The sequence below is a fragment of the Photobacterium atrarenae genome (genome assembly GCF_024380015.1).
Classification (GTDB): domain Bacteria; phylum Pseudomonadota; class Gammaproteobacteria; order Enterobacterales; family Vibrionaceae; genus Photobacterium; species Photobacterium atrarenae.
The window spans coordinates 2634519-2654179 of sequence record NZ_CP101508.1; the positions used below are offsets into that span (position 1 = coordinate 2634519).

13 protein-coding genes are annotated in these 19661 nt (G+C 56.2%); 5 read left to right on the forward strand and 8 right to left on the reverse strand.

Annotated elements, in window-relative coordinates:
• Positions 1–71: 71 nt before the first annotated feature.
• The gene (locus tag NNL38_RS12400; protein WP_255388342.1) at positions 72–683 is read left to right on the forward strand and encodes a YitT family protein; all 612 of its coding nucleotides are present in this window, start codon (positions 72–74) and stop codon (positions 681–683) included.
• Positions 684–757: 74 nt separating this feature from the next.
• Here NNL38_RS12400 and glnB read toward each other — a convergent pair whose 3' ends face one another.
• The 3 genes from glnB to purL form a co-directional block, all read right to left on the reverse strand.
• The gene (gene glnB / locus NNL38_RS12405) at positions 758–1096 is read right to left on the reverse strand and encodes a nitrogen regulatory protein P-II (protein ID WP_255388343.1); all 339 of its coding nucleotides are present in this window, start codon (positions 1094–1096) and stop codon (positions 758–760) included.
• A gap of 124 nt (positions 1097–1220) precedes the next feature.
• A complete protein-coding gene (locus NNL38_RS12410; RefSeq protein WP_255388344.1) occupies positions 1221–1616 on the reverse strand; it encodes a hypothetical protein in 396 nt (131 codons plus the stop codon).
• Between the two features lie 259 nt (positions 1617–1875).
• On the reverse strand, positions 1876–5781 hold the full coding sequence (gene purL, locus NNL38_RS12415; RefSeq protein WP_255388345.1) for a phosphoribosylformylglycinamidine synthase: 3906 nt from the start codon (positions 5779–5781) through the stop codon (positions 1876–1878).
• A 423-nt stretch (positions 5782–6204) separates the two neighbouring features.
• Between purL and mltF the strand changes: the two genes are divergently transcribed.
• Positions 6205–7722 carry a membrane-bound lytic murein transglycosylase MltF gene (gene mltF / locus NNL38_RS12420; RefSeq protein ID WP_255388346.1) on the forward strand — a complete coding sequence of 506 codons (1518 nt, stop codon included), beginning with the start codon at positions 6205–6207 and terminating at the stop codon, positions 7720–7722.
• 139 nt (positions 7723–7861) lie between these two features.
• Here mltF and tadA read toward each other — a convergent pair whose 3' ends face one another.
• The gene (gene tadA, locus NNL38_RS12425) at positions 7862–8377 is read right to left on the reverse strand and encodes a tRNA adenosine(34) deaminase TadA (RefSeq protein ID WP_255388347.1); all 516 of its coding nucleotides are present in this window, start codon (positions 8375–8377) and stop codon (positions 7862–7864) included.
• 277 nt (positions 8378–8654) lie between these two features.
• Here tadA and NNL38_RS12430 point away from each other — a divergent pair, with 277 nt between their 5' ends.
• Complete coding sequence (locus NNL38_RS12430; protein WP_255388348.1) at positions 8655–9785, forward strand: S-(hydroxymethyl)glutathione dehydrogenase/class III alcohol dehydrogenase; 1131 nt, start codon at positions 8655–8657, stop codon at positions 9783–9785.
• A gap of 61 nt (positions 9786–9846) precedes the next feature.
• On the forward strand, positions 9847–10695 hold the full coding sequence (gene fghA, locus NNL38_RS12435) for an S-formylglutathione hydrolase (protein ID WP_304414183.1): 849 nt from the start codon (positions 9847–9849) through the stop codon (positions 10693–10695).
• 85 nt (positions 10696–10780) lie between these two features.
• On the opposite strand, the gene NNL38_RS12440 is transcribed toward fghA, so the two are convergent.
• The 4 genes from NNL38_RS12440 to guaB all read right to left on the reverse strand — a co-directional run bounded on the left by NNL38_RS12440 (position 10781) and on the right by guaB (position 18020).
• Positions 10781–12337 carry an AbgT family transporter gene (locus tag NNL38_RS12440; RefSeq protein WP_255388349.1) on the reverse strand — a complete coding sequence of 519 codons (1557 nt, stop codon included), beginning with the start codon at positions 12335–12337 and terminating at the stop codon, positions 10781–10783.
• Between the two features lie 328 nt (positions 12338–12665).
• Positions 12666–14225 (reverse strand): AbgT family transporter, encoded by a 1560-nt coding sequence (locus NNL38_RS12445; RefSeq protein WP_255388350.1) that lies wholly within the window; start codon positions 14223–14225, stop codon positions 12666–12668.
• A 596-nt stretch (positions 14226–14821) separates the two neighbouring features.
• Positions 14822–16405, reverse strand: coding sequence for a glutamine-hydrolyzing GMP synthase (gene guaA / locus NNL38_RS12450; protein WP_255388351.1), 1584 nt, complete (start codon positions 16403–16405; stop codon positions 14822–14824).
• Between the two features lie 151 nt (positions 16406–16556).
• The gene (guaB, locus tag NNL38_RS12455; RefSeq protein WP_255388352.1) at positions 16557–18020 is read right to left on the reverse strand and encodes an IMP dehydrogenase; all 1464 of its coding nucleotides are present in this window, start codon (positions 18018–18020) and stop codon (positions 16557–16559) included.
• A gap of 262 nt (positions 18021–18282) precedes the next feature.
• On the opposite strand from guaB, the gene xseA reads away from it, so the two are divergent.
• Entirely contained in the window at positions 18283–19629 is a 1347-nt protein-coding gene (gene xseA / locus NNL38_RS12460) for an exodeoxyribonuclease VII large subunit (protein ID WP_255390640.1), read from the forward strand.
• Positions 19630–19661: the final 32 nt, after the last annotated feature.

The window sequence follows — 19661 nt, forward strand, 5'->3', positions numbered from 1 at the left end:
GATCACCGGATCCCTGCTCCGCGCTCAAGGCGCCGTCTACAGGATTCGCTACAAACAAGGAGTTTGATTTTTTGAGCGGTTACCATCATTCGCATAAAGAGAACGTCATTGCAATCCTGACGGGCACCTTTGTTGTCGCCCAGGGCGTTTTCTTCCTGCAGCAAGCCCACTTGCTGACCGGCGGCACCACAGGTCTTGCCCTTTTACTTAGCCAGTTTGTCGACCTGTCTTTCGGCCAGCTTTACTTTCTGCTCAACACCCCGTTTTACCTGATGGCCTGGTTCCGGATGAGCCGCGCCTTTGCCATCACCAGCATCATCTCCGGCGGCCTGGTCTCGGTGATCACCGATCATATGCACTATGTGCTGGAGATCAGCCGGCTGGAACCGCTGTATTGCGCAATGATTGGCGGCCTGCTGATGGGCCTGGGAATGCTGATCCTGTTCCGCCACCAGACCAGCCTGGGCGGATTTAATGTGCTGGTGCTCTACCTGCAGGAAAAGTTCGGCTGGTCAGCCGGCAAGCTGCAGATGGGGATCGATCTCTGCATTCTGATCGCCTCCTATTTCCTGGTCAGCCCGATGACCCTGGCCCTGTCCGTGCTGGGCGCCGTGATGCTGAACCTGGTACTGGCGATGAACCACAAGCCCGGACGCTACAGCGGCTCGGCGATTGCCGGTTAGCGCGACGCCGGTACAGATCAAGAAAGGCTTGCCACCCGGCAAGCCTTTTCCATCACAACCGTGCGCTGCTTGTTTTAGATGGCGTCTTCGTCTTCCTCGCCGGTCCGGATCCGGACCACACGCTCAACATCAAACATAAAGATCTTACCGTCACCGATCTTCCCGGTTTGCGCTGTTTCGATGATGGTCTCTACACACTGCTCAGCGACATCATCGGCGACCACGATTTCCAGCTTCACCTTCGGCAGGAAATCAACCATGTATTCGGCCCCACGATACAGCTCTGTGTGCCCCTTCTGGCGCCCAAAGCCTTTCACTTCCGACACCGTCATCCCGGTGATGCCGACTTCTGCAAGCGCTTCTCGAACATCATCAAGCTTGAACGGCTTAATAACGGCTTCAATTTTCTTCATCTTTCCTCGTCCTTTGCTGAGCAGAGGTCATTAACGCACTTCCTGCGCCAATTGCCTGATTAATCATGACTGTATTATCACAGATCCGACCGATGAATACCAAATCCGACCGGGCAACAACCGGTTAATAATGCAGATCATGGCGCTCCATCATCCGGAGCAGCAGCCACACCGCATAAATCAGAATGCCGCAATTAATGGCCACCACTGCCATACCACGATAGGCCGGTTCAATCAGCAAAGGGAGATAGGGGATCAGGCTCATGCCGAAAAACAACGTGGCTCCGGGGATAAAAAAGTACAGCGGAATAAAGCCCCATTTGTTGCCGCGAAACAAGCCAAAGATCGCCGTGATCCCCGAGAGCACCACCAGGAGGGCGATGATCCAGGGAATAATCCCGACGTGCTTGGCACTGAAAATCAAAGCGAAGCTGTCCAGATATCGAATTAGGCTAATCATGACCAGAAGCGCCAACGCTTTCGCGGCGCTGAATCTGCGGTTAAATCCGGGTTGCTCCATTCCCTGCTCTCTTCCATAAACCGGGGGATGCCATCATCGTATGGCGATACGCTATTCAGGCGGCATTTTATGAGTAAATATTAAACAACTCAATTCATTCCCACATCCGATGCGTGTTTTTAAGACATACAACAGATGAATTGGTTCCTATCCACCAGAAGCGCCTGAGCAACCACCGGAGCAACATCACTTTGGTATCCGCCAAAAAGCAAACAGCCGCTCAAGAGAGCGGCTGTGTCCTATCACGTCAGCGCGGCAATTAACCCAAATTGACCCGGGCATTGCGGAACATCCGCATCCACGGACTGTTCTCATTCCAGTCATCCGGGTGCCAGGAGTTCGCCACGGTGCGGAACACCCGCTCCGGGTGCGGCATCATGATGGTCACGCGGCCGTCCTGAGTGGTCAGGCCGGTGATCCCGTTTGGCGAGCCATTCGGGTTCGCCGGGTAGTTCTGAGTGACGTTGCCGTAGTTATCCAGATAACGCAGGGCCACCGTGCCGGACTGTTCAATCGCGTTCAGGTGCGCGCCATCGCGAACCTCAACCCGGCCTTCACCGTGCGAGACGGCAATCGGCATCCGCGAACCCGCCATACCGTTAAAGAACAGCGAGTCGCTCTGCTGGACTTCCACCAGGCTAAAACGCGCTTCAAAACGCTCTGATTCGTTACGCACGAAGCGCGGCCACAAATCAGCGCCCGGGATCAGCTCGCGCAGGTTCGACATCATCTGGCAGCCGTTACACACGCCAAGAGCAAAGGTATCGTTGCGATGGAAGAAACCCTCAAACTGCTCACGCGCCATGCTGTTAAACAGAATCGACTTGGCCCAGCCTTCACCGGCCCCCAGCACATCCCCGTAAGAGAAGCCGCCACAGGCAACCAGACCGTTAAAGCCATCCAGCGCCACACGACCGGACAGAATGTCACTCATGTGGACATCGCGGGCATCAAAGCCGGCGCGGTCAAATGCCGCGGCCATTTCCACATGCGAATTCACGCCCTGCTCACGCAGGATCGCCATCTGCGGACGCGCGCCAGTGGCAATAAACGGCGCCGCCACATCTTCGTCCAGGTTGAAGCTCAGCTTGGTATTGAGACCCGGGTCAGCGGCATCTTTCTTGGCTTCGAACTCCTGCAGCGCCCCGGCCGGGTTATCACGCATCGCCTGCATCTGGTAGGTGGTTTCCGCCCAGATAGTGCGCAGCTCAGTGCGGCTTTGCTCCAGCACGCGATCATTGCCGTTCCAGATCCGCAGCACATCTTCGTCCACCACGGTCCCGATCACATGGCTGCACGCGTCCAGGCCGTGGTTTGCCAGCACCGACTGCACCGCGTCCAGATCTTCGGTGCGGACCTGAAGCACCGCGCCCAGCTCTTCATTGAACAGGCTCGCCAGCACATCGTCGCACGCGTCGCCGTCTGTGGTGTTGATATCCACTTCCACCCCGGTATGACCGGCAAAAGCCATCTCCGCAAGCGTGACATACAGGCCGCCGTCGCCACGGTCATGGTAGGCCAGAACCTTCTCATCTCGGATCAGCGCCTGAACCGCATGGAAGAAGCCTTTCAGCAACGCTGGACTATCGACATCTGCCGGTTTATCCCCCAGTTGCCTGTAGACCTGTGCCAGTGCCGTCGCACCCAGACGGTTCTGGCCACATCCTAAATCGATCAACAGCAGGGTTGAGTCGCCTTTGTCGGTGCGCAGTTGCGGCGTGACCGTCTTGCGAACATCTTCGACGCGACCAAATGCAGTGATGATCAGCGACAGCGGCGAGGTGACTTCTTTGGCTTCGCCGTTCTCTTCCCATTGGGTCTTCATCGACATCGAGTCCTTACCGACCGGAATGGTCAGGCCCAGTGCCGGACACAGCTCTTCACCCACCGCTTTGACCGCCTCGTACAGCCCGGCATCCTCGCCCGGGTGACCGGCCGGTGACATCCAGTTGGCCGACAGCTTGATGCGTTTCAGATCGCCGATATCGGCGCTGGCAATGTTGGTGATCGCTTCACCGACCGCCAGGCGGGCCGACGCGGCAAAGTCCAGCAGCGCAACCGGCGTGCGCTCACCCATCGACATGGCTTCACCGTGATAGGTATCGTAGCTCGCTGCCGTGACCGCACAGTTGGCAACCGGCACCTGCCACGGACCGACCATCTGATCGCGGGCAACCAGACCGGTCACGGTGCGATCGCCAATGGTGATCAGAAAGGTCTTCTCCGCCACCGCCGGCAAACGCAGCACCCGGTGAGTGGCTTCTTCCAGCGCAATTCCGCTGCGGTCAATTGCCTGACCTTCAGCTTTCTGCGTCGTCACATCCCGGTGCATCTTCGGCGGCTTACCGAGCAAGATATCCATCGGCATATCGATTGGGGTGTTGTCGAAATGGCTGTCTTCCAGCGTCAGGTGGCGCTCTTCGGTGGCTTCACCCACCACGGCATACGGTGCGCGCTCGCGCTGACAAATCGCGTCAAAGGTCGCCATATGCTCCGGCGCAACCGCCAGCACATAACGCTCCTGCGATTCGTTACACCAGATCTCCAGCGGACTCATGCCCGGCTCATCATTCGGGACATCACGCAACTGGAACTTGCCGCCGCGCTCACCATCATCCACCAGCTCCGGCAAGGCATTGGAAATCCCGCCCGCACCGACATCGTGAATAAAGGCGATCGGGTTGGCTTCGCCCATCTGCCAGCAGCGATCAATGACTTCCTGACAGCGACGCTCCATTTCCGGGTTCTCCCGCTGGACCGAAGCGAAGTCGAGGTCTTCTGCCGACTGGCCGGATGCCATGGAAGATGCCGCCCCACCACCGAGGCCGATGTTCATTGCCGGGCCGCCCAGCACAATCAGCTTGGCACCGACCGGAATTTCTTTCTTCTGGACATGCTCGTCACGAATGTTCCCCATCCCGCCGGCAATCATGATCGGCTTGTGGTAGCCGCGGATCTCTTCACCGTTATGAGACGTGACTTTCTCTTCGTAAGTCCGGAAGTATCCCAGCAGGTTCGGACGACCGAATTCGTTGTTGAACGCCGCGCCGCCCAACGGGCCTTCGAGCATAATATCCAGCGCGTTGACGATCCGCCCCGGCTTGCCGAAATCCGTTTCCCAAGGCTGTTCGAAGCTCGGAATGCGCAGGTTCGACACCGTAAAGCCAACCAGGCCGGCTTTCGGCTTACCGCCGATCCCGGTGGCGCCTTCGTCTCGGATCTCACCGCCGGAGCCCGTCGACGCGCCCGGCCAAGGAGAAATTGCGGTCGGGTGGTTGTGGGTTTCCACCTTCATCAGGATATGGGCATCTTCCTGGTGGTAGTTGTACTGGCGTGACGCCGGATCCGGGAAAAAGCGACCGACTTTGGAGCCGGTCATCACCGCGGCGTTGTCTTTATACGCAGACAACACGTAGTCGCTATGCTGCTCATAGGTGTTCTTGATCATCTTAAACAGCGACTTGTCCTGCGCCACCCCGTCAATCGTCCAGTCGGCATTGAAGATCTTGTGGCGGCAGTGCTCAGAGTTGGCCTGGGCAAACATCATCAGCTCGATGTCGTTCGGGTTGCGGCCCAGCTTGGTGAAGCTTTCCACCAGGTAGTCAATTTCATCTTCCGCCAGCGCCAGGCCCAGCGCCACGTTCGCCTCAGCCAATGCCTGACGGCCACCCGCCAGAATATCCACACTGTTCACCGGCGCCGGCTCAGCCTGGGTAAACAGGGCCGCAGCAGCGTCGAGCTCGGTGAATACCACTTCCATCATGCGATCGTGGATCAGCGCTTTAAGCTCAGCAAGCTGCGCATCGGTGAGAGAAGTCGTGGTCTCGATGTAGTACGCCGTCCCGCGCTCAAGGCGTTTGACCTGAGCCAGGGCACAGTTATGGGCGATATCAGTCGATTTGGAAGACCAGGGAGAGATCGTTCCCGGACGCGGGGTAACCAGTAGCAACAAGCCGGATGGCTCATGCTCTGCAATCGTCGGACCGTAAGTTAACAGGCTAGCCAGCTTGTCTTGCTCGTCCTTGCTCAGCGGTGCTGACAGATCAGCAAAGTGCATGAACTCAGCATAAATGCCTGACACAGGCAGCTCCAATTCGCGGCAACGCTCTAGTAGCTTTTGAACGCGAAACTCAGACAGTGCGGGTGAACCACGCAAAATTTCCATGTGCGTACGTCTCTCGATTAGCAGTTGAATGAAGGTGATATTGGCCTAATCCCCCGGCATCAGCCGGGACAATTACGTCAATGCCACCTCGTTTTCCAGCACATTCCGAGGCATCCAGGTTACGAAGGAGCACACGATGGGGCGTAGTATAAGGGAATTTTTTTAGTGACGTAACACCTGACGCAACCGTTTGCGTGTTTTTTTTTCGATCCGCGGCTATTCTTGGCCCTCCGGACCAAAATTCGCTCGGCAGCCGTGTTTTTGCCCGCACTTTTCTGACCCGGCGGTTCAAAATGGCGCCCGCCCATATGCTCTAGAGCACATATCAAAATAACAAGCTGTTACGGGATAAGGGCCGTCGTCGCTTTGCGGACCTCAAGAGCTTTGGTATAAAGAACGTCAAATAAAAATGATGAGCATGTATTGTTGAACAACATTTTACTTCCCCAACGCCTGCGACGACTGCTGGCTACGGTGCTCAGCCTGGTGCTGCTCAGCGGCTGCAACTGGCTCGAAGCGCCGGAGAAAAGCGATTTGGAGCGGATCCGCGACAGCGGTGTCCTGCGCGTGGGCACCCTGAATAACCAGCTGTCTTACTTTATCGGCAACGAAGGGCCGACCGGGCTCGACTACGAGCTGGCGCAGCGCTTTGCCGACAAGCTGGGGGTCAAACTGGAAATGCAGCCCATGTTTACCCTCTCGGGGATGTTTCCGACCCTCAAGCGGGGCGATGTCGACCTCGTCGCTGCCGGCCTGACTATGACCCAAGAGCGGCTGGCCGAATTCCGTGCCGCACCTGCTTACTACTATGCCAGTCAGATCGTGGTCTATAAAAAGGGCCAGTGGCGCCCGCGCAGCCTGGAAGATCTGGCTAAGAATAAAGGCTCGCTGAGGGTGGTGAAAGGCTCGAGCCATGAAAAAAGCCTGGAGACACTCAAAGTCCTCCACCCAAGCCTGGAATGGGAGGCGCAAGCCGAGACCGACAGCGACGAGCTGCTGCGCCTGGTGGCGACCGGCGAGCTGGACTACACCATTGCCGATTCGGTTGATGTGGCCCTCAGCCAGCGGATCCACCCGGATATTGCCACGGCGCTGGAACTAACGGAAGATGAGCCCATCGCCTGGTTCCTCAACCGAACCACCGACGACAGCCTGTACGCCCTGGTGATCGAATTTTTCGGCGAGCTCAAGCAGAGCGGCGAGCTGGCCAAACTGGAGGAGAAATACTTCGGCCATGTCGCGACCTTTGACTATGTCGATACCCGCGCCTTCCTGCGCGCGATCGAGAAAAAACTGCCGCGCTGGGAAGCCCTGTTCAAGAAGTATTCTGATGAGCTGGACTGGCGCCTGATCGCCGCCCTCTCGTACCAGGAATCACACTGGAACCCGAGAGCCGTGTCACCAACCGGGGTCCGCGGGATGATGATGCTGACCCTGCCGACGGCCAAATCGGTCGGCGTGACCAACCGGCTGGATCCGGAGCAGAGTATTCGCGGCGGGGTCACATACCTGCGCAAGATGATCAACCGGATCCCGGACAGCGTGGAGACTCACGAGAAAGTCTGGTTTGCCCTCGCCTCCTACAATGTCGGTTTCGGTCATCTGATGGATGCCCGTCGCCTGACCAAGAAACAGGGCGGTAATCCCGATGCCTGGAGTGATGTAAAGCAACGCCTGCCGCTGCTGCGCCAGCGCAAGTACTACAAGCAGACCCGCTATGGTTACGCCCGTGGCGATGAGGCGCTCAATTACGTCGAGAATATTCGCCGCTACTATCAGAGCATCATGGGTTATGAGCAGGCGCACCGCCAGCAGCCACAAGAAGAACAGATCGCCGAAGTCGACGGCCTGCATACCATCACCCCGCCGGACGTGGTCAAGCCCGAAGCCATCGAGGAAGCGGCCAAGGCCGCCAAACCGACCCGAACGGCCAGTAATTAAAATTGAACCTGCCGAACACAAATCAGCCCTGCCATGCAGGGCTGATTTGTATCAAGCTTATTGAAATGCCGTTTACCGCCATGGCGCAGAAATCAGAGCGCGGCGCGGCCATCAACACCATCACACAATGATGCTTCAGCTAGCGATTTGCCTGTTGCAGCGTGGCCTGTCTGGCTTTCTTCTCTGCTTTCTTCTCTGCCCTGCGACGTTTGAAAAAGGCCTGCAACTGAGCCCGGCATTCCCCTTCCAGTAATCCCGCCTCGTAGGCAACATGGTGGTTGACCGCATCATAGCTCAGCAGATTCATGATACTGCCGGCGGCACCGGTTTTCGGATCGCTGGCACCGTAAATGACTTTCCCCACCCGGCTGTGCACCATGGCTCCGGCACACATGGGGCAAGGTTCCAGGGTGACATAGAGCGTCGCCTCGAGCAGGCGATAATTTTGCAATACTTTGCCGGCCTGACGCAGCGCCATAATTTCGGCATGGGCGGTCGCATCATGCTGGCCAATCGAGCGGTTCCAGCCTTCACCGATCACCCGGCCGTTGTGGACCACCACTGCCCCGACCGGCACTTCGCCTTCGGCTTCGGCTTTGGCTGCCAACTCAATGGCCCGGCGCATAAACAGTTCATCTTGGCTTTGCTCAGTCACGGCGCTTGTCTTCCTGTGTTCACAGTGTTCTCTCGGCCGCGCATTATAGAGCCAATCGTTCCTGACCACCAACCACTCGCTTGATTATTACTCTTGAGAAAAAGTTATTTTCAAAATAGGGCAATTATCAACCTTATGGGAATAAATATACTAAGCCCATCACAATCAGCCAGGGAAAAGGCCGGCATGCTTTTTCCCTTTCGATAAAGTCTCCTACTGTTATAGCAGCATCAGGAGCCAATCCGGGGTCCGCCCCGCCAAGTCCAAGAGGGAAACCATGTCTGAATCCTTTATCAAATCCAAAGCAGCCATTGCCTGGGGGCCGAACCAGCCACTCTCGATTGAAGAAGTGGATGTGATGCCACCGAAAGCCGGTGAAGTTCTGGTTCGCATCATTGCCACCGGGGTCTGCCACACCGATGCCTTTACCCTGTCCGGCGACGATCCGGAAGGTATTTTCCCGGCGATCCTCGGCCACGAAGGCGGCGGGATTGTCGAGCAGGTCGGCGAAGGCGTCACCAGTGTCCAGGTCGGCGATCATGTGATCCCGCTTTATACCCCGGAATGCGGTGAGTGTAAGTTCTGCCAATCCGGTAAAACCAACCTGTGCCAGAAGATCCGAGAAACCCAGGGCAAAGGTCTGATGCCGGACGGTACCACCCGCTTCTACAAAGACGGCCAGCCGATTTACCACTACATGGGCTGCTCGACGTTCTCGGAATACACAGTACTGCCGGAGATCTCGCTGGCCAAAGTCAACAAGGATGCACCGCTGGAAGAAGTCTGCCTGCTCGGCTGTGGGGTGACGACCGGCATGGGCGCGGTGCTGAAAACCGCCAAGGTGCAGTCCGGCGATACCGTGGCGATTTTTGGCCTCGGCGGGATCGGCCTGTCTGCGATTATCGGTGCCACTATGGCCGGTGCCAGCCGGATCATCGGGGTCGATATCAATGAAGATAAATACACCCTGGCGAAAAAACTGGGCGCAACCGACTGCATCAACCCGAACGACTATGACAAACCGATCCAGGACGTGATTGTTGAAATGACTGATGGCGGGGTGGATTTCTCATTCGAGTGTATCGGTAACGTCAACGTGATGCGCTCGGCGCTTGAGTGTTGTCACAAGGGCTGGGGCGAGTCGGTGATCATCGGCGTGGCCGGTGCCGGTCAGGAGATCTCAACCCGTCCGTTCCAGCTGGTCACTGGCCGGGTTTGGCGCGGCTCTGCGTTTGGCGGCGTGAAAGGCCGCTCTGAACTGCCGGAGATTGTCGAAGAATACATGGCCGGGAAGTTCAAGCTCAATGACTTCATTACCCACACGATGGCGCTGGAAGATATCAATGACGCCTTTGACCTGATGCACGAAGGCAAAAGTATCCGCAGCGTGATCCACTACGCCAAGTAATCCTCACCGCCACAGCGTTGCCCCGGTAATGCTGTGGCGCTCACGCGAGAGCCAATCATCTATGACGATAGAAAACATCAGTGCCAATAAAAGCTTCGGCGGCTGGCACAAACAATATACCCACCGCGCTGACACCCTCAGCTGTGAGATGCGTTTTGCCATCTACCTGCCGCCACAGGTTGCGACCGGCACCAAGGTCCCGGTGGTGTACTGGCTGTCGGGGCTGACCTGCACGGACGAGAATTTTATGCAGAAAGCCGGTGCCCAGCGCGTTGCGGCTGAGCTGGGCGTGGCCATTGTGGCCCCGGATACCAGCCCGCGCGGCGATGAAGTACCGGACGATCCTGACGCCAGCTATGACTTCGGCCTCGGTGCCGGCTTCTATGTCAATGCGACCCAACCGCCGTGGAACCGACACTACCGCATGTACGACTACGTGGTCCATGAGCTCCCCACGCTGATTGAAGCCAACTTCCCGGTCAGCCCGCAGCGGGCGATCTGCGGCCACTCTATGGGCGGCCATGGCGCGTTGATGATCGCCCTGCGTAACCCAACCCGCTACAGCTCGGTGTCGGCATTCAGCCCGATCAGCCACCCGATGAACTGCCCGTGGGGACAAAAAGCCTTCACCGGCTACCTGGGGGATGACCAATCCCAGTGGGCCCAGTACGATAGCTGCGAGCTGATGAAACAGACGAGCGAGCCGGTACCGGCGCTGGTTGATCAGGGCGATCAGGACCCGTTCCTCAACGAGCAACTAAACCCCGAAGCCCTCCAACATGCAGCCAAACAAAGTCAGTATCCGCTCGAGTTGCGCATGCAAACCGGCTACGACCATAGCTATTACTTCATCGCCAGCTTTATCGAGGATCACCTGCGCTTTCATGCCGGGCACTTCCAGGCGAATTGATCGCTGCGCGCCGATCCCAAAAATACGGTGCCTGAAAACAAACAGCCCGGCACGAGGCCGGGCTGCTGACGTATGATCAACCGGTTCAGAAACCGAGCGGAATGCCGAAGCTGAAGAAGCCCACCAGCACGGCCGACCAGACGACCAGGAAGGCCGCCGAATACGGCACCATCATGGCAATCACATCACCAAACGACAGTTCAGGCTTATACTTGCGCATGAAGGCCAGCACCACCCCGGCGTAGGTCATCATCGGGGTAATGATGTTGGTTGAAGAATCTGCCACCCGATACGCCGCAGTTACCATTTCCGGCGTCATGTCCGGGTTGACCTGATACAGCATCGGGACAAAAATCGGCCCCAGCAGCATCCATTTCGACGTCAGACCGCCGACAAACAGGTTAATCACCGCCGTGGTCAGAATAAAGCCGAGGATCAGCAGGATTGGAAAGTCCTGCAAGCCCAGCGATGCCAGGAACGTCGCCCCCAGGTAGGTCACGTAAGTCCCCAGATCAGAGAAGCTCAGCAGGGCCAGGAAGTTATAGGAGAAGAACGTCAGCACCAGAATGTAACCCATGGTGTTCATCTGTTTCACCATCGCCGTCACCACATCCTGCATCGACTTGAATTTACCCGTCGCCACGCCGAAAAAAATACCAATCGTGGCAAACACCATGGCAATCAGCAAAATGACGTTATCCAGGTAAGGGGTCACTTCCCGGCCGGCGTCGTTGGTATAGGTTGCCAAAGGCCCCATTGCCAGCGCCGCTACAGCAGCCAGTGCCAGGATCAGGCCAAGACCAGCGGCACGCAACCCTTTGTTCTCAGCCTCAGTGACCTGAAAATCATCCAGATTGAGGTCATCCGGGATCTGATACGACATCTTCTCCAGGCGCGGTGTGACAAAGCGCACCGTCACCCAGGCACCCAGCCCGGCCAGCAGGAAGGTGGACGTGGCGATGAAGAAATAATGCATGGTCGCCGGATTGATCGGATCGCCACTGGCCGTGACAAACGGGATCCCCTGAGACTCGGCAAAAATACGGGCATTGACCCCGAGAATCACATCCGAAGGCGTCGCCGGGATCAGGTTCGCCGAGAAGCCAGCCGAAACCCCGGCAAAGGCTGCCGCCATGCCGATCAGCGGGTTCTTGCCCAGTCCGGCATACAGCAGTCCCGACAGCGGGATCAGGATCAGGTAACCGGCATCACTCGCGATCGAGCTCATAATCCCGAGGAACACCACCAGCAAAGGTAACCAGCGATCGTTGATCCGCAGACCCACTTTCTTGATCACCGTCGACAACAGGCCGGAGTGCTCCGCAATCCCGACCCCAACCATGACAATCAGGATCACACCCAGTACGCCGCGTCCGAACGACAGCCAGTTGGTCAGCAAGGCATTGTCGAACATCCAGCGGACATTCTCTGCAGCCAGCATATTTTTAATGGTATGAATCACCGCCTGGCCATCAGCCCCGGTGGTGTCAAATTGAAGGCCACCAATCAACCCGGTCAGGGCCAGACAGAACACGAACAGGGACATAAAGATAATCACCGGATCCGGGATTTTCTTTCCGACGCGTTCAATGAATGCAATGACGCCCGACTGGGGCGGTGGTGAATGCAGGGCATCACTCATATTCGTACATCCTTACTACTTTTAATTGAGTTTATGCTGCATTTAACAGTCAATAACAGTGTATAACTTCAACACAGATCAATCTGCCAAACACACTAAGTCAGACTTTAAATCCAAGCCTATATGACAAAGCGGTCATAATAATCAATATTCATACTTCAAACCATAAAATATCACTAAATTTTACAAATATATTAATATTTAAAACTTTAGCCGTTTATCCTGATAATGGAGTAAATATCGGCATTCCTTTTAGGTCTCTCCCGAGATAACGCTGCACGATCAAAAAAGGCCCTGCGGGGCAGGACCTTTCTTGCATCTCTCGAATTTACAGTTGGTAAGTATAAGGAGCCTGAATTCCCAACGGGATCCCCAGCGCCCAATAGGCCAACAGGAACAGCGTCCAGCCAATCAACATCGCAATCGAGTATGGCATCATCAGCGAAGCCAGGGTGCCAATGCCGGCACTTTTCACATAGCGCTGCATATACACCACCACCAGCGGGAAGAACACCATCAACGGTGAGATAATATTCGACACCGAATCCCCGACCCGGTATGCCGCTTGCGTCAGCTCAGGCGAAATTCCGACCGCCATCAACATCGGCACCAGGATCGGACCAATCAGGGCCCACTTCGCCGACGCTGAGCCCACCAGCAGATTGACAAACGCAGTCAGCAGGATCATCCCGACAATAGTTACCTGGCCCGGCAGGTTCATCGCCTTGAGCAAATCCGCGCCCGACAGCGCCAGCAGGGTGCCCAGGTTCGACTGGCTGAAGGCCGCCAGGAACTGAGCACAGAAGAAAGCCATCACGATATAGCCCCCCATGGTGCCCATGGTGGTCGACATTGCTTTGATAATGTCATCGCTGGATTTAAACGTACCGGCGACCCGGCCGTACACCACGCCCGGGATCACAAACAGGATGAAGATCAGCGGTACAATCGACTGCATCAGCGGCGCAGAGAACGCGGTGATCTCCCCTTCCGCTGAACGCAGCGGCGAGGATTCCGGGAACACCGCAGCGACCAGCGCAATCACACCCAGCACCATCGCCCAACCCGCACGGTTAAAGGCTTTGGATTCAATCGCAGTGAACGAACCCAGATCCGGCGCTTCTTCGGCATCGTCATCAATGGCGGTTTTGCTCAAGCGCGGCTCAATGACTTTCTCAGTGACATACCAACCGATACTAACCACCACAATGGAAGAAAGCCCGGTGAACATCAGGTTCGCCAGCGGGTTGACGATATAAGCGGGGTCCAGGATTTGAGCCGCCGACTGGGTGAACCCGGCCAGCAACGGATCAATCCCGGATGGAATGAAGTTCGCCGAAAAGCCACCGGACACCCCGGCAAACGCTGCCGCAATCCCGGCCAGAGGATGACGCCCGGCGGCATGGAAGATAATGCCGCCCAGCGGGATCACCAGTACATAACCGGCATCAGCTGCTGTATGCGACACAATCGCCACCAGGATCAGCATCGGAGTCAACAGTTTGGCCGGGGTGAAATTCAGCATCTTTTTCAGGCCGGTATTGATAAAGCCGGAGGCTTCAGCAACCCCAACGCCCAACATTGCCACCAGCACAATCCCCAGCGGTGCGAATCCGGTGAAGGTTTTCACCATCCCGGCGAGGAACTCTGCCAGCGACTGGCCGGTGAGCAGGTTATTAATTTCAATGGCTTGCCCGGTAACAGGGTGGATCAGCCCGAACTCGAACTGGGAAAGGAGGGCGGACAAGCCCCAGACAGTCAGTAACGCCCAGAAAAACAGCAAAGCCGGATCCGGGATTTTATTACCTGCGCGCTCAATCAAGTTTAAAAACTTATTCATCGCACCAGAAGGCGCCTCTGGGGCGTGTTGTACTGTGTGATTACTCATGGGGGCTCCATGGTGAGTGTGATGTTGTTTGTCGCGGCGCTCTGTTTATCGTTTTATAGCCGCTCGAAGCAGGCCGGGAAACGACCTGACAGTGAAATTGTATCGAAAATCAAGCCAAAAACGCAGATTAAACTCAATTTTTATCGTTATTTAAGGTTAAATTTTTATACTTTATGATTTAGCGACACATAAAACCAACAACAGCAACCCAATCCCTTTACAATGCAAAAACAAAAAGACACCTCCGGCTGTCTTTTCGTTCACACCAAATACCCGCCTGGGGACGAGGACGCTTACGCGCTCCCGACATGAACCACGGATCAGGGCGCACCACCATGACACCTGGTTTCGAAACGGTCAACGCATCAGGCACAGGAGATGATTTGAATGAACATCTTTCACAGCTAACGACACTGAACTGAGCCAGGGTACCGGACGAAGGTCATGCCACCGCCATCGCGGCAACCGACGGATTTCCCCTCTGACCCGCACTGGATGGTGTCCGTACCACAACGCCAATAAACAAAAAGCCCATGAGAACATGGGCTTTATGATGATTTATTGCGGATCAGTTCCCGCGGTGACCGAGTGAGGGATTATTCCCACTCGATGGTTGCCGGCGGCTTCCCGGAAACATCGTAAACCACACGGGAAATGCCATCGACCTCGTTAATGATGCGGTTTGAAACCTTACCCAGGAAGTCGTACGGCAGGTGTGCCCAGTGCGCGGTCATGAAGTCAATCGTCTCCACTGCACGCAGGGAAACAACCCAGTCATATTTGCGGCCATCGCCCATCACGCCAACCGAGCGAACCGGCAGGAATACAGTGAAAGCTTGCGAAACTTTGTTGTACAGATCGGCTTTATGCAGCTCTTCGATAAAGATCGCATCAGCGCGGCGCAGCAGATCACAGTACTCTTTCTTCACTTCGCCCAGTACGCGAACCCCCAGACCTGGTCCCGGGAACGGGTGGCGGTACAGCATGTTGTACGGCAAGCCCAGCTCGAGGCCGATCTTACGCACTTCGTCTTTGAACAGTTCTTTCAGCGGCTCGACCAGACCCATCTCCATCTCTTCCGGCAGGCCGCCCACGTTGTGGTGTGATTTAATCACGTGCGCTTTACCGGTTTTCGAGGCTGCAGATTCAATCACATCCGGATAAATGGTGCCTTGCGCCAGCCACTTGGCATTTTGCAGTTTGCCGGCTTCTTCGTCGAACACTTCAACAAATACACGGCCGATGATCTTACGCTTGGCTTCCGGCTCATCCTCGCCTTCCAGCGCTGACAGGAAGCGATCTTCCGCATTGACGTGTACGATATTCAGACCGAAGTGATCACCGAACATTTCCATCACCTGCTCACCTTCATTCAGGCGCAGCAGACCATTATCAACAAACACACAGGTCAGCTTGTCGCCAATCGCGCGGTGAACCAGCATCGCTACCACGGACGAATCAACACCGCCGGACAGGCCGAGGATCACTTCATCATCACCAACCTGCTCCTTGATGCGGGCCACAGCGTCTTCAATGATGTTTTCAGAGGTCCACAGTTTTTCACAGCCACAGATCCCCAACACGAAACTTTCGATGATCCGCATGCCCTGACGGGTATGGGTTACTTCCGGGTGGAACTGCACGCCGTAAAAGTGCTTCTCAACATTCGCCATCGCGGCATACGGACAGGTTTCAGTTTCTGCTACCTTGACGAAGCCTTGCGGGATCTCGACCACTTTGTCACCGTGGCTCATCCAGACATCCAGCAGACCTTTGCCGTCTTCAGAAATCGCATCTTCGATATTGTGGAAGAAGTCTGTCGGCTCAACCACTTTCACCTGTGCGTAGCCAAACTCACGCTCCGTTGAGCCGGCCACTTGACCGCCCAGTTGCTCGGCCATAGTCTGCATGCCGTAACAGACACCCAGCACTGGCACACCGGCTTCAAAAACATATTGCGGCGCACGCGGAGAGCCCGCTTCGGTGACGCTCTCCGGACCACCAGAAAGAATAATACCGTTCGGGTTAAAATCGCGGATATCCGACTCAGCAACATCCCAGCTCCACAGCTCACAGTAAACACCGATTTCACGAATACGGCGAGCAATAAGTTGCGTGTACTGAGAACCGAAATCCAGGATCAGGATACGTTGGTCATGAATATTTGTGGTCGTGGTCATTATCGAGCTGTCTCAAATCAGTTTGAAAGGTGGGGGCGAAATAACGCCCCCGATCTTATACAAGTTTTGTCTTTAGGCAAACGTTTTCGCCAGGCCGTACGCCGGGTGGCGAAAATTGCCTCAAACGCCGTTTGCTACCGACAATAGGGAATTAGCCCAGACGGTAGTTTGGCGCTTCTTTGGTGATGGTCACATCGTGAACGTGAGACTCTTTCATCCCGGCACCGGAGATACGGACAAATTCCGCTTTGGTGCGCATATCATCGATAGTCGCAGAACCGGTCAGACCCATGCTGGAGCGCAGGCCGCCCAGTTGCTGGTGGACAATCTCTTTCAGGTGACCTTTGTAAGCGACGCGGCCTTCAATGCCTTCCGGCACCAGCTTGTCGGCCGCGTTATCGGTCTGGAAATAACGGTCTGATGAGCCTTTGGACATCGCACCCAGCGAGCCCATACCACGGTATGACTTGTACGCACGGCCCTGGTACAGCTCAACTTCACCCGGAGACTCTTCCGTCCCGGCGAACATGGAGCCAACCATCACGCAAGAGGCACCGGCGGCAATCGCTTTACACATGTCACCGGAGAAGCGGATCCCGCCGTCGGCAATGACCGGGATCCCGAATTCATTGGCAACCGCAGCCGCATCGGCAATCGCAGTAATTTGTGGTACACCAACACCGGTCACGATACGGGTGGTACAGATGGAGCCCGGGCCAATCCCGACTTTCACCGCGCTGACACCGGCTTCAATCAGGGCACGCGCCCCTTCTGCCGTTGCCACGTTACCGCCGACGATTGGCAGCTCAGGATAAGCTTCACGGGTTTCACGAATACGCTGCAGCACCCCTTCAGAGTGGCCGTGTGAAGAATCGATCAGCAGCACGTCGACACCCGCTTCAACCAGGGCCTTCACCCGCTCTTCGTTACCGGCACCAGCACCAACAGCGGCCCCGACACGCAGACGACCACGGTCATCTTTACAGGCATTCGGTTTGCGCTCAGCTTTCTGGAAATCTTTGGCGGTGATCATGCCACGCAGCTGGAAGTTGTCGTTCACCAGCAGTACTTTTTCAACCCGGTGCTGCTGCATGATTTGTTCAACTTCTTCGCGAGACGCACCTTCTTTGGCAGCAGCCAGCTTGCCTTTCGGCGTCATCACGTCTTCTACTTTCAGGGAAAGGTCGGTCACAAAGCGGACGTCACGGCCGGTAATAATCCCCACCAGCTCGTGGTTGTCGGTCACCACCGGGTAACCGGCAAAGCCGTTCTCTTCAGTCAGTCGCTTCACATCTTCAATGGTGTTGTCCGGCTTGACCGTGACCGGCTCGGAAACCACACCGGCTTCGAACTTTTTCACCATGCTGACTTCGCGAGCCTGTTGCTCAATCGACATGTTTTTGTGAATAAAACCGATACCGCCTTCCTGAGCCAGGGCAATCGCCAGACGACCTTCTGTGACCGTGTCCATGGACGCCGACACCATCGGGATGTTCAGCGTAATGTCTTTGGTCAGACGGGTGCGCAGATCGGCAGTGTTAGGCAGGACGGTAGAATGAGCTGGAACCAGCAGGACATCATCGAAAGTCAAAGCTTCTTGTTTGATTCGTAACATTGCAATATCTCACACCAAGTAGAAATGGAAAGAAGGATAAAATATTGCGAACGAATTATACGTAGGGTGCAATCGTTTGGCTAGAAATTTTTAATATTTTTTTCTTGCTTATTTTTCCTTGATCTGTAATATATTTCGGTTAAGTTTCCGGTGCTACGGTCTCTCAATAACGGCCAAGATCTGTCCAGTATTCTGCCTGTTGATTTTTCGACCTTTTTCCCGCACCGTCATCCTCCGATTACAGGTGTCTTGCTTCGTGACGATGTTCGCCCCACAGACCCAATCCAATGATCGCATTTATACCGTCTCCAGCCTCAATGCCCAGGTTCGTCTGATCCTGGAAAATGAAATGGGCGTCGTCTGGCTGATCGGTGAGTTGTCCAATCTCTCGATGCCGGTGTCCGGCCATTGGTACTTTACCCTGAAAGATTCCCGCGCCCAGGTGAAATGCGCCATGTTTCGCGGCAACAACCGCCGGGTGACTTTTAAACCGGCGAACGGGACCCAGGTGCTGGTCAAAGCCCGCTTGTCGCTATATGAGCCGCGCGGGGATTATCAGCTGATCATCGAGAGTATGCAGCCCGAAGGGGACGGCCGACTACAGCAACAGTTTGAGCAACTGAAGCTGTCGCTGGCCGCCGAGGGACTATTTGCCCAGTCGCTGAAAAAGCCTCTGCCCGAGCAACCACGCCGGGTCGGGATCGTGACCTCGAAAACCGGGGCAGCCCTGCATGATATTCTCAACGTGCTGAAACGACGCGATCCCAGCCTGCCGGTGGTGATCTACCCGACGCTGGTCCAGGGCGACGGGGCGGCCATTTCGATTGCCCAGGCGATTGGCCGGGCCAATGCCCGGCAAGAATGTGATGTGCTGATTGTCGGGCGCGGCGGCGGATCGCTGGAGGATTTGTGGGCTTTTAACGAAGAAATCGTCGCCCGCACCATTGTCGCCAGCCAGATCCCGATTGTCAGTGCCGTCGGCCACGAAGTGGATGTCACCATTGCCGACTTTGTCGCCGACGTCCGGGCCCCGACCCCATCTGCCGCTGCCGAGCTGATCAGCCGCGATATGACCCATCAGACCCAGCAGATCAGCCAGCGGAAACAACAGCTCCATCACGCTCTGCGCCATTACCTGACGGCTCGGCAGGCCAAGCTGATCAACCTGCAGCACCGGCTCGACCGCCGACATCCGCAGGTCCAGCTCAACCAGCAGCAACAGCTTCTCGATGAATTGAGCAGCCGGATGGCGCGGGCAATGCGCCAGATGATTAGCAATCACCAACAGCACCTTCATCGCAACGAATACAAGCTGGCGCTGCATTCTCCGGTACAGACGCTTGCCCAGCAGGCCAGCCGCCTGGAACAGGCCCAACGCCGGTTACATGATGCGATGGACCGCCGCCTGCTCAATGCCGGCCACCGCCTGAGCATGATGGCTGAAAAACTAGAGACCGTCAGCCCGCTGGCGACCCTCGGACGCGGTTACTCGATCACCCGCAACGCCCAGGGCCAGGTGATCCGCTCAGCCACCCAGGTTCAGGCCGGCGACCGCCTTCACACCCGGGTCGCCGACGGCGAGATCCACTCGGTGGTCAGTGAGTCTTAACCGCAGCGTAAGTTCCCGTTCAAAAACGCCGC

Coding starts and splice junctions, on each gene's coding strand:
- glnB (WP_255388343.1), bottom strand. CDS start 1,096: ATGAAGAAAATTGAAGCCGTTATTAAGCCGTTCAAGCTTGATGATGTT.
- NNL38_RS12410 (WP_255388344.1), bottom strand. CDS start 1,616: ATGGAGCAACCCGGATTTAACCGCAGATTCAGCGCCGCGAAAGCGTTG.
- purL (WP_255388345.1), bottom strand. CDS start 5,781: ATGGAAATTTTGCGTGGTTCACCCGCACTGTCTGAGTTTCGCGTTCAA.
- NNL38_RS12430 (WP_255388348.1), top strand. CDS start 8,655: ATGTCTGAATCCTTTATCAAATCCAAAGCAGCCATTGCCTGGGGGCCG.
- fghA (WP_304414183.1), top strand. CDS start 9,847: ATGACGATAGAAAACATCAGTGCCAATAAAAGCTTCGGCGGCTGGCAC.
- NNL38_RS12440 (WP_255388349.1), bottom strand. CDS start 12,337: ATGAGTGATGCCCTGCATTCACCACCGCCCCAGTCGGGCGTCATTGCA.
- NNL38_RS12445 (WP_255388350.1), bottom strand. CDS start 14,225: ATGAGTAATCACACAGTACAACACGCCCCAGAGGCGCCTTCTGGTGCG.
- guaA (WP_255388351.1), bottom strand. CDS start 16,405: ATGACCACGACCACAAATATTCATGACCAACGTATCCTGATCCTGGAT.
- guaB (WP_255388352.1), bottom strand. CDS start 18,020: ATGTTACGAATCAAACAAGAAGCTTTGACTTTCGATGATGTCCTGCTG.
- xseA (WP_255390640.1), top strand. CDS start 18,283: ATGTTCGCCCCACAGACCCAATCCAATGATCGCATTTATACCGTCTCC.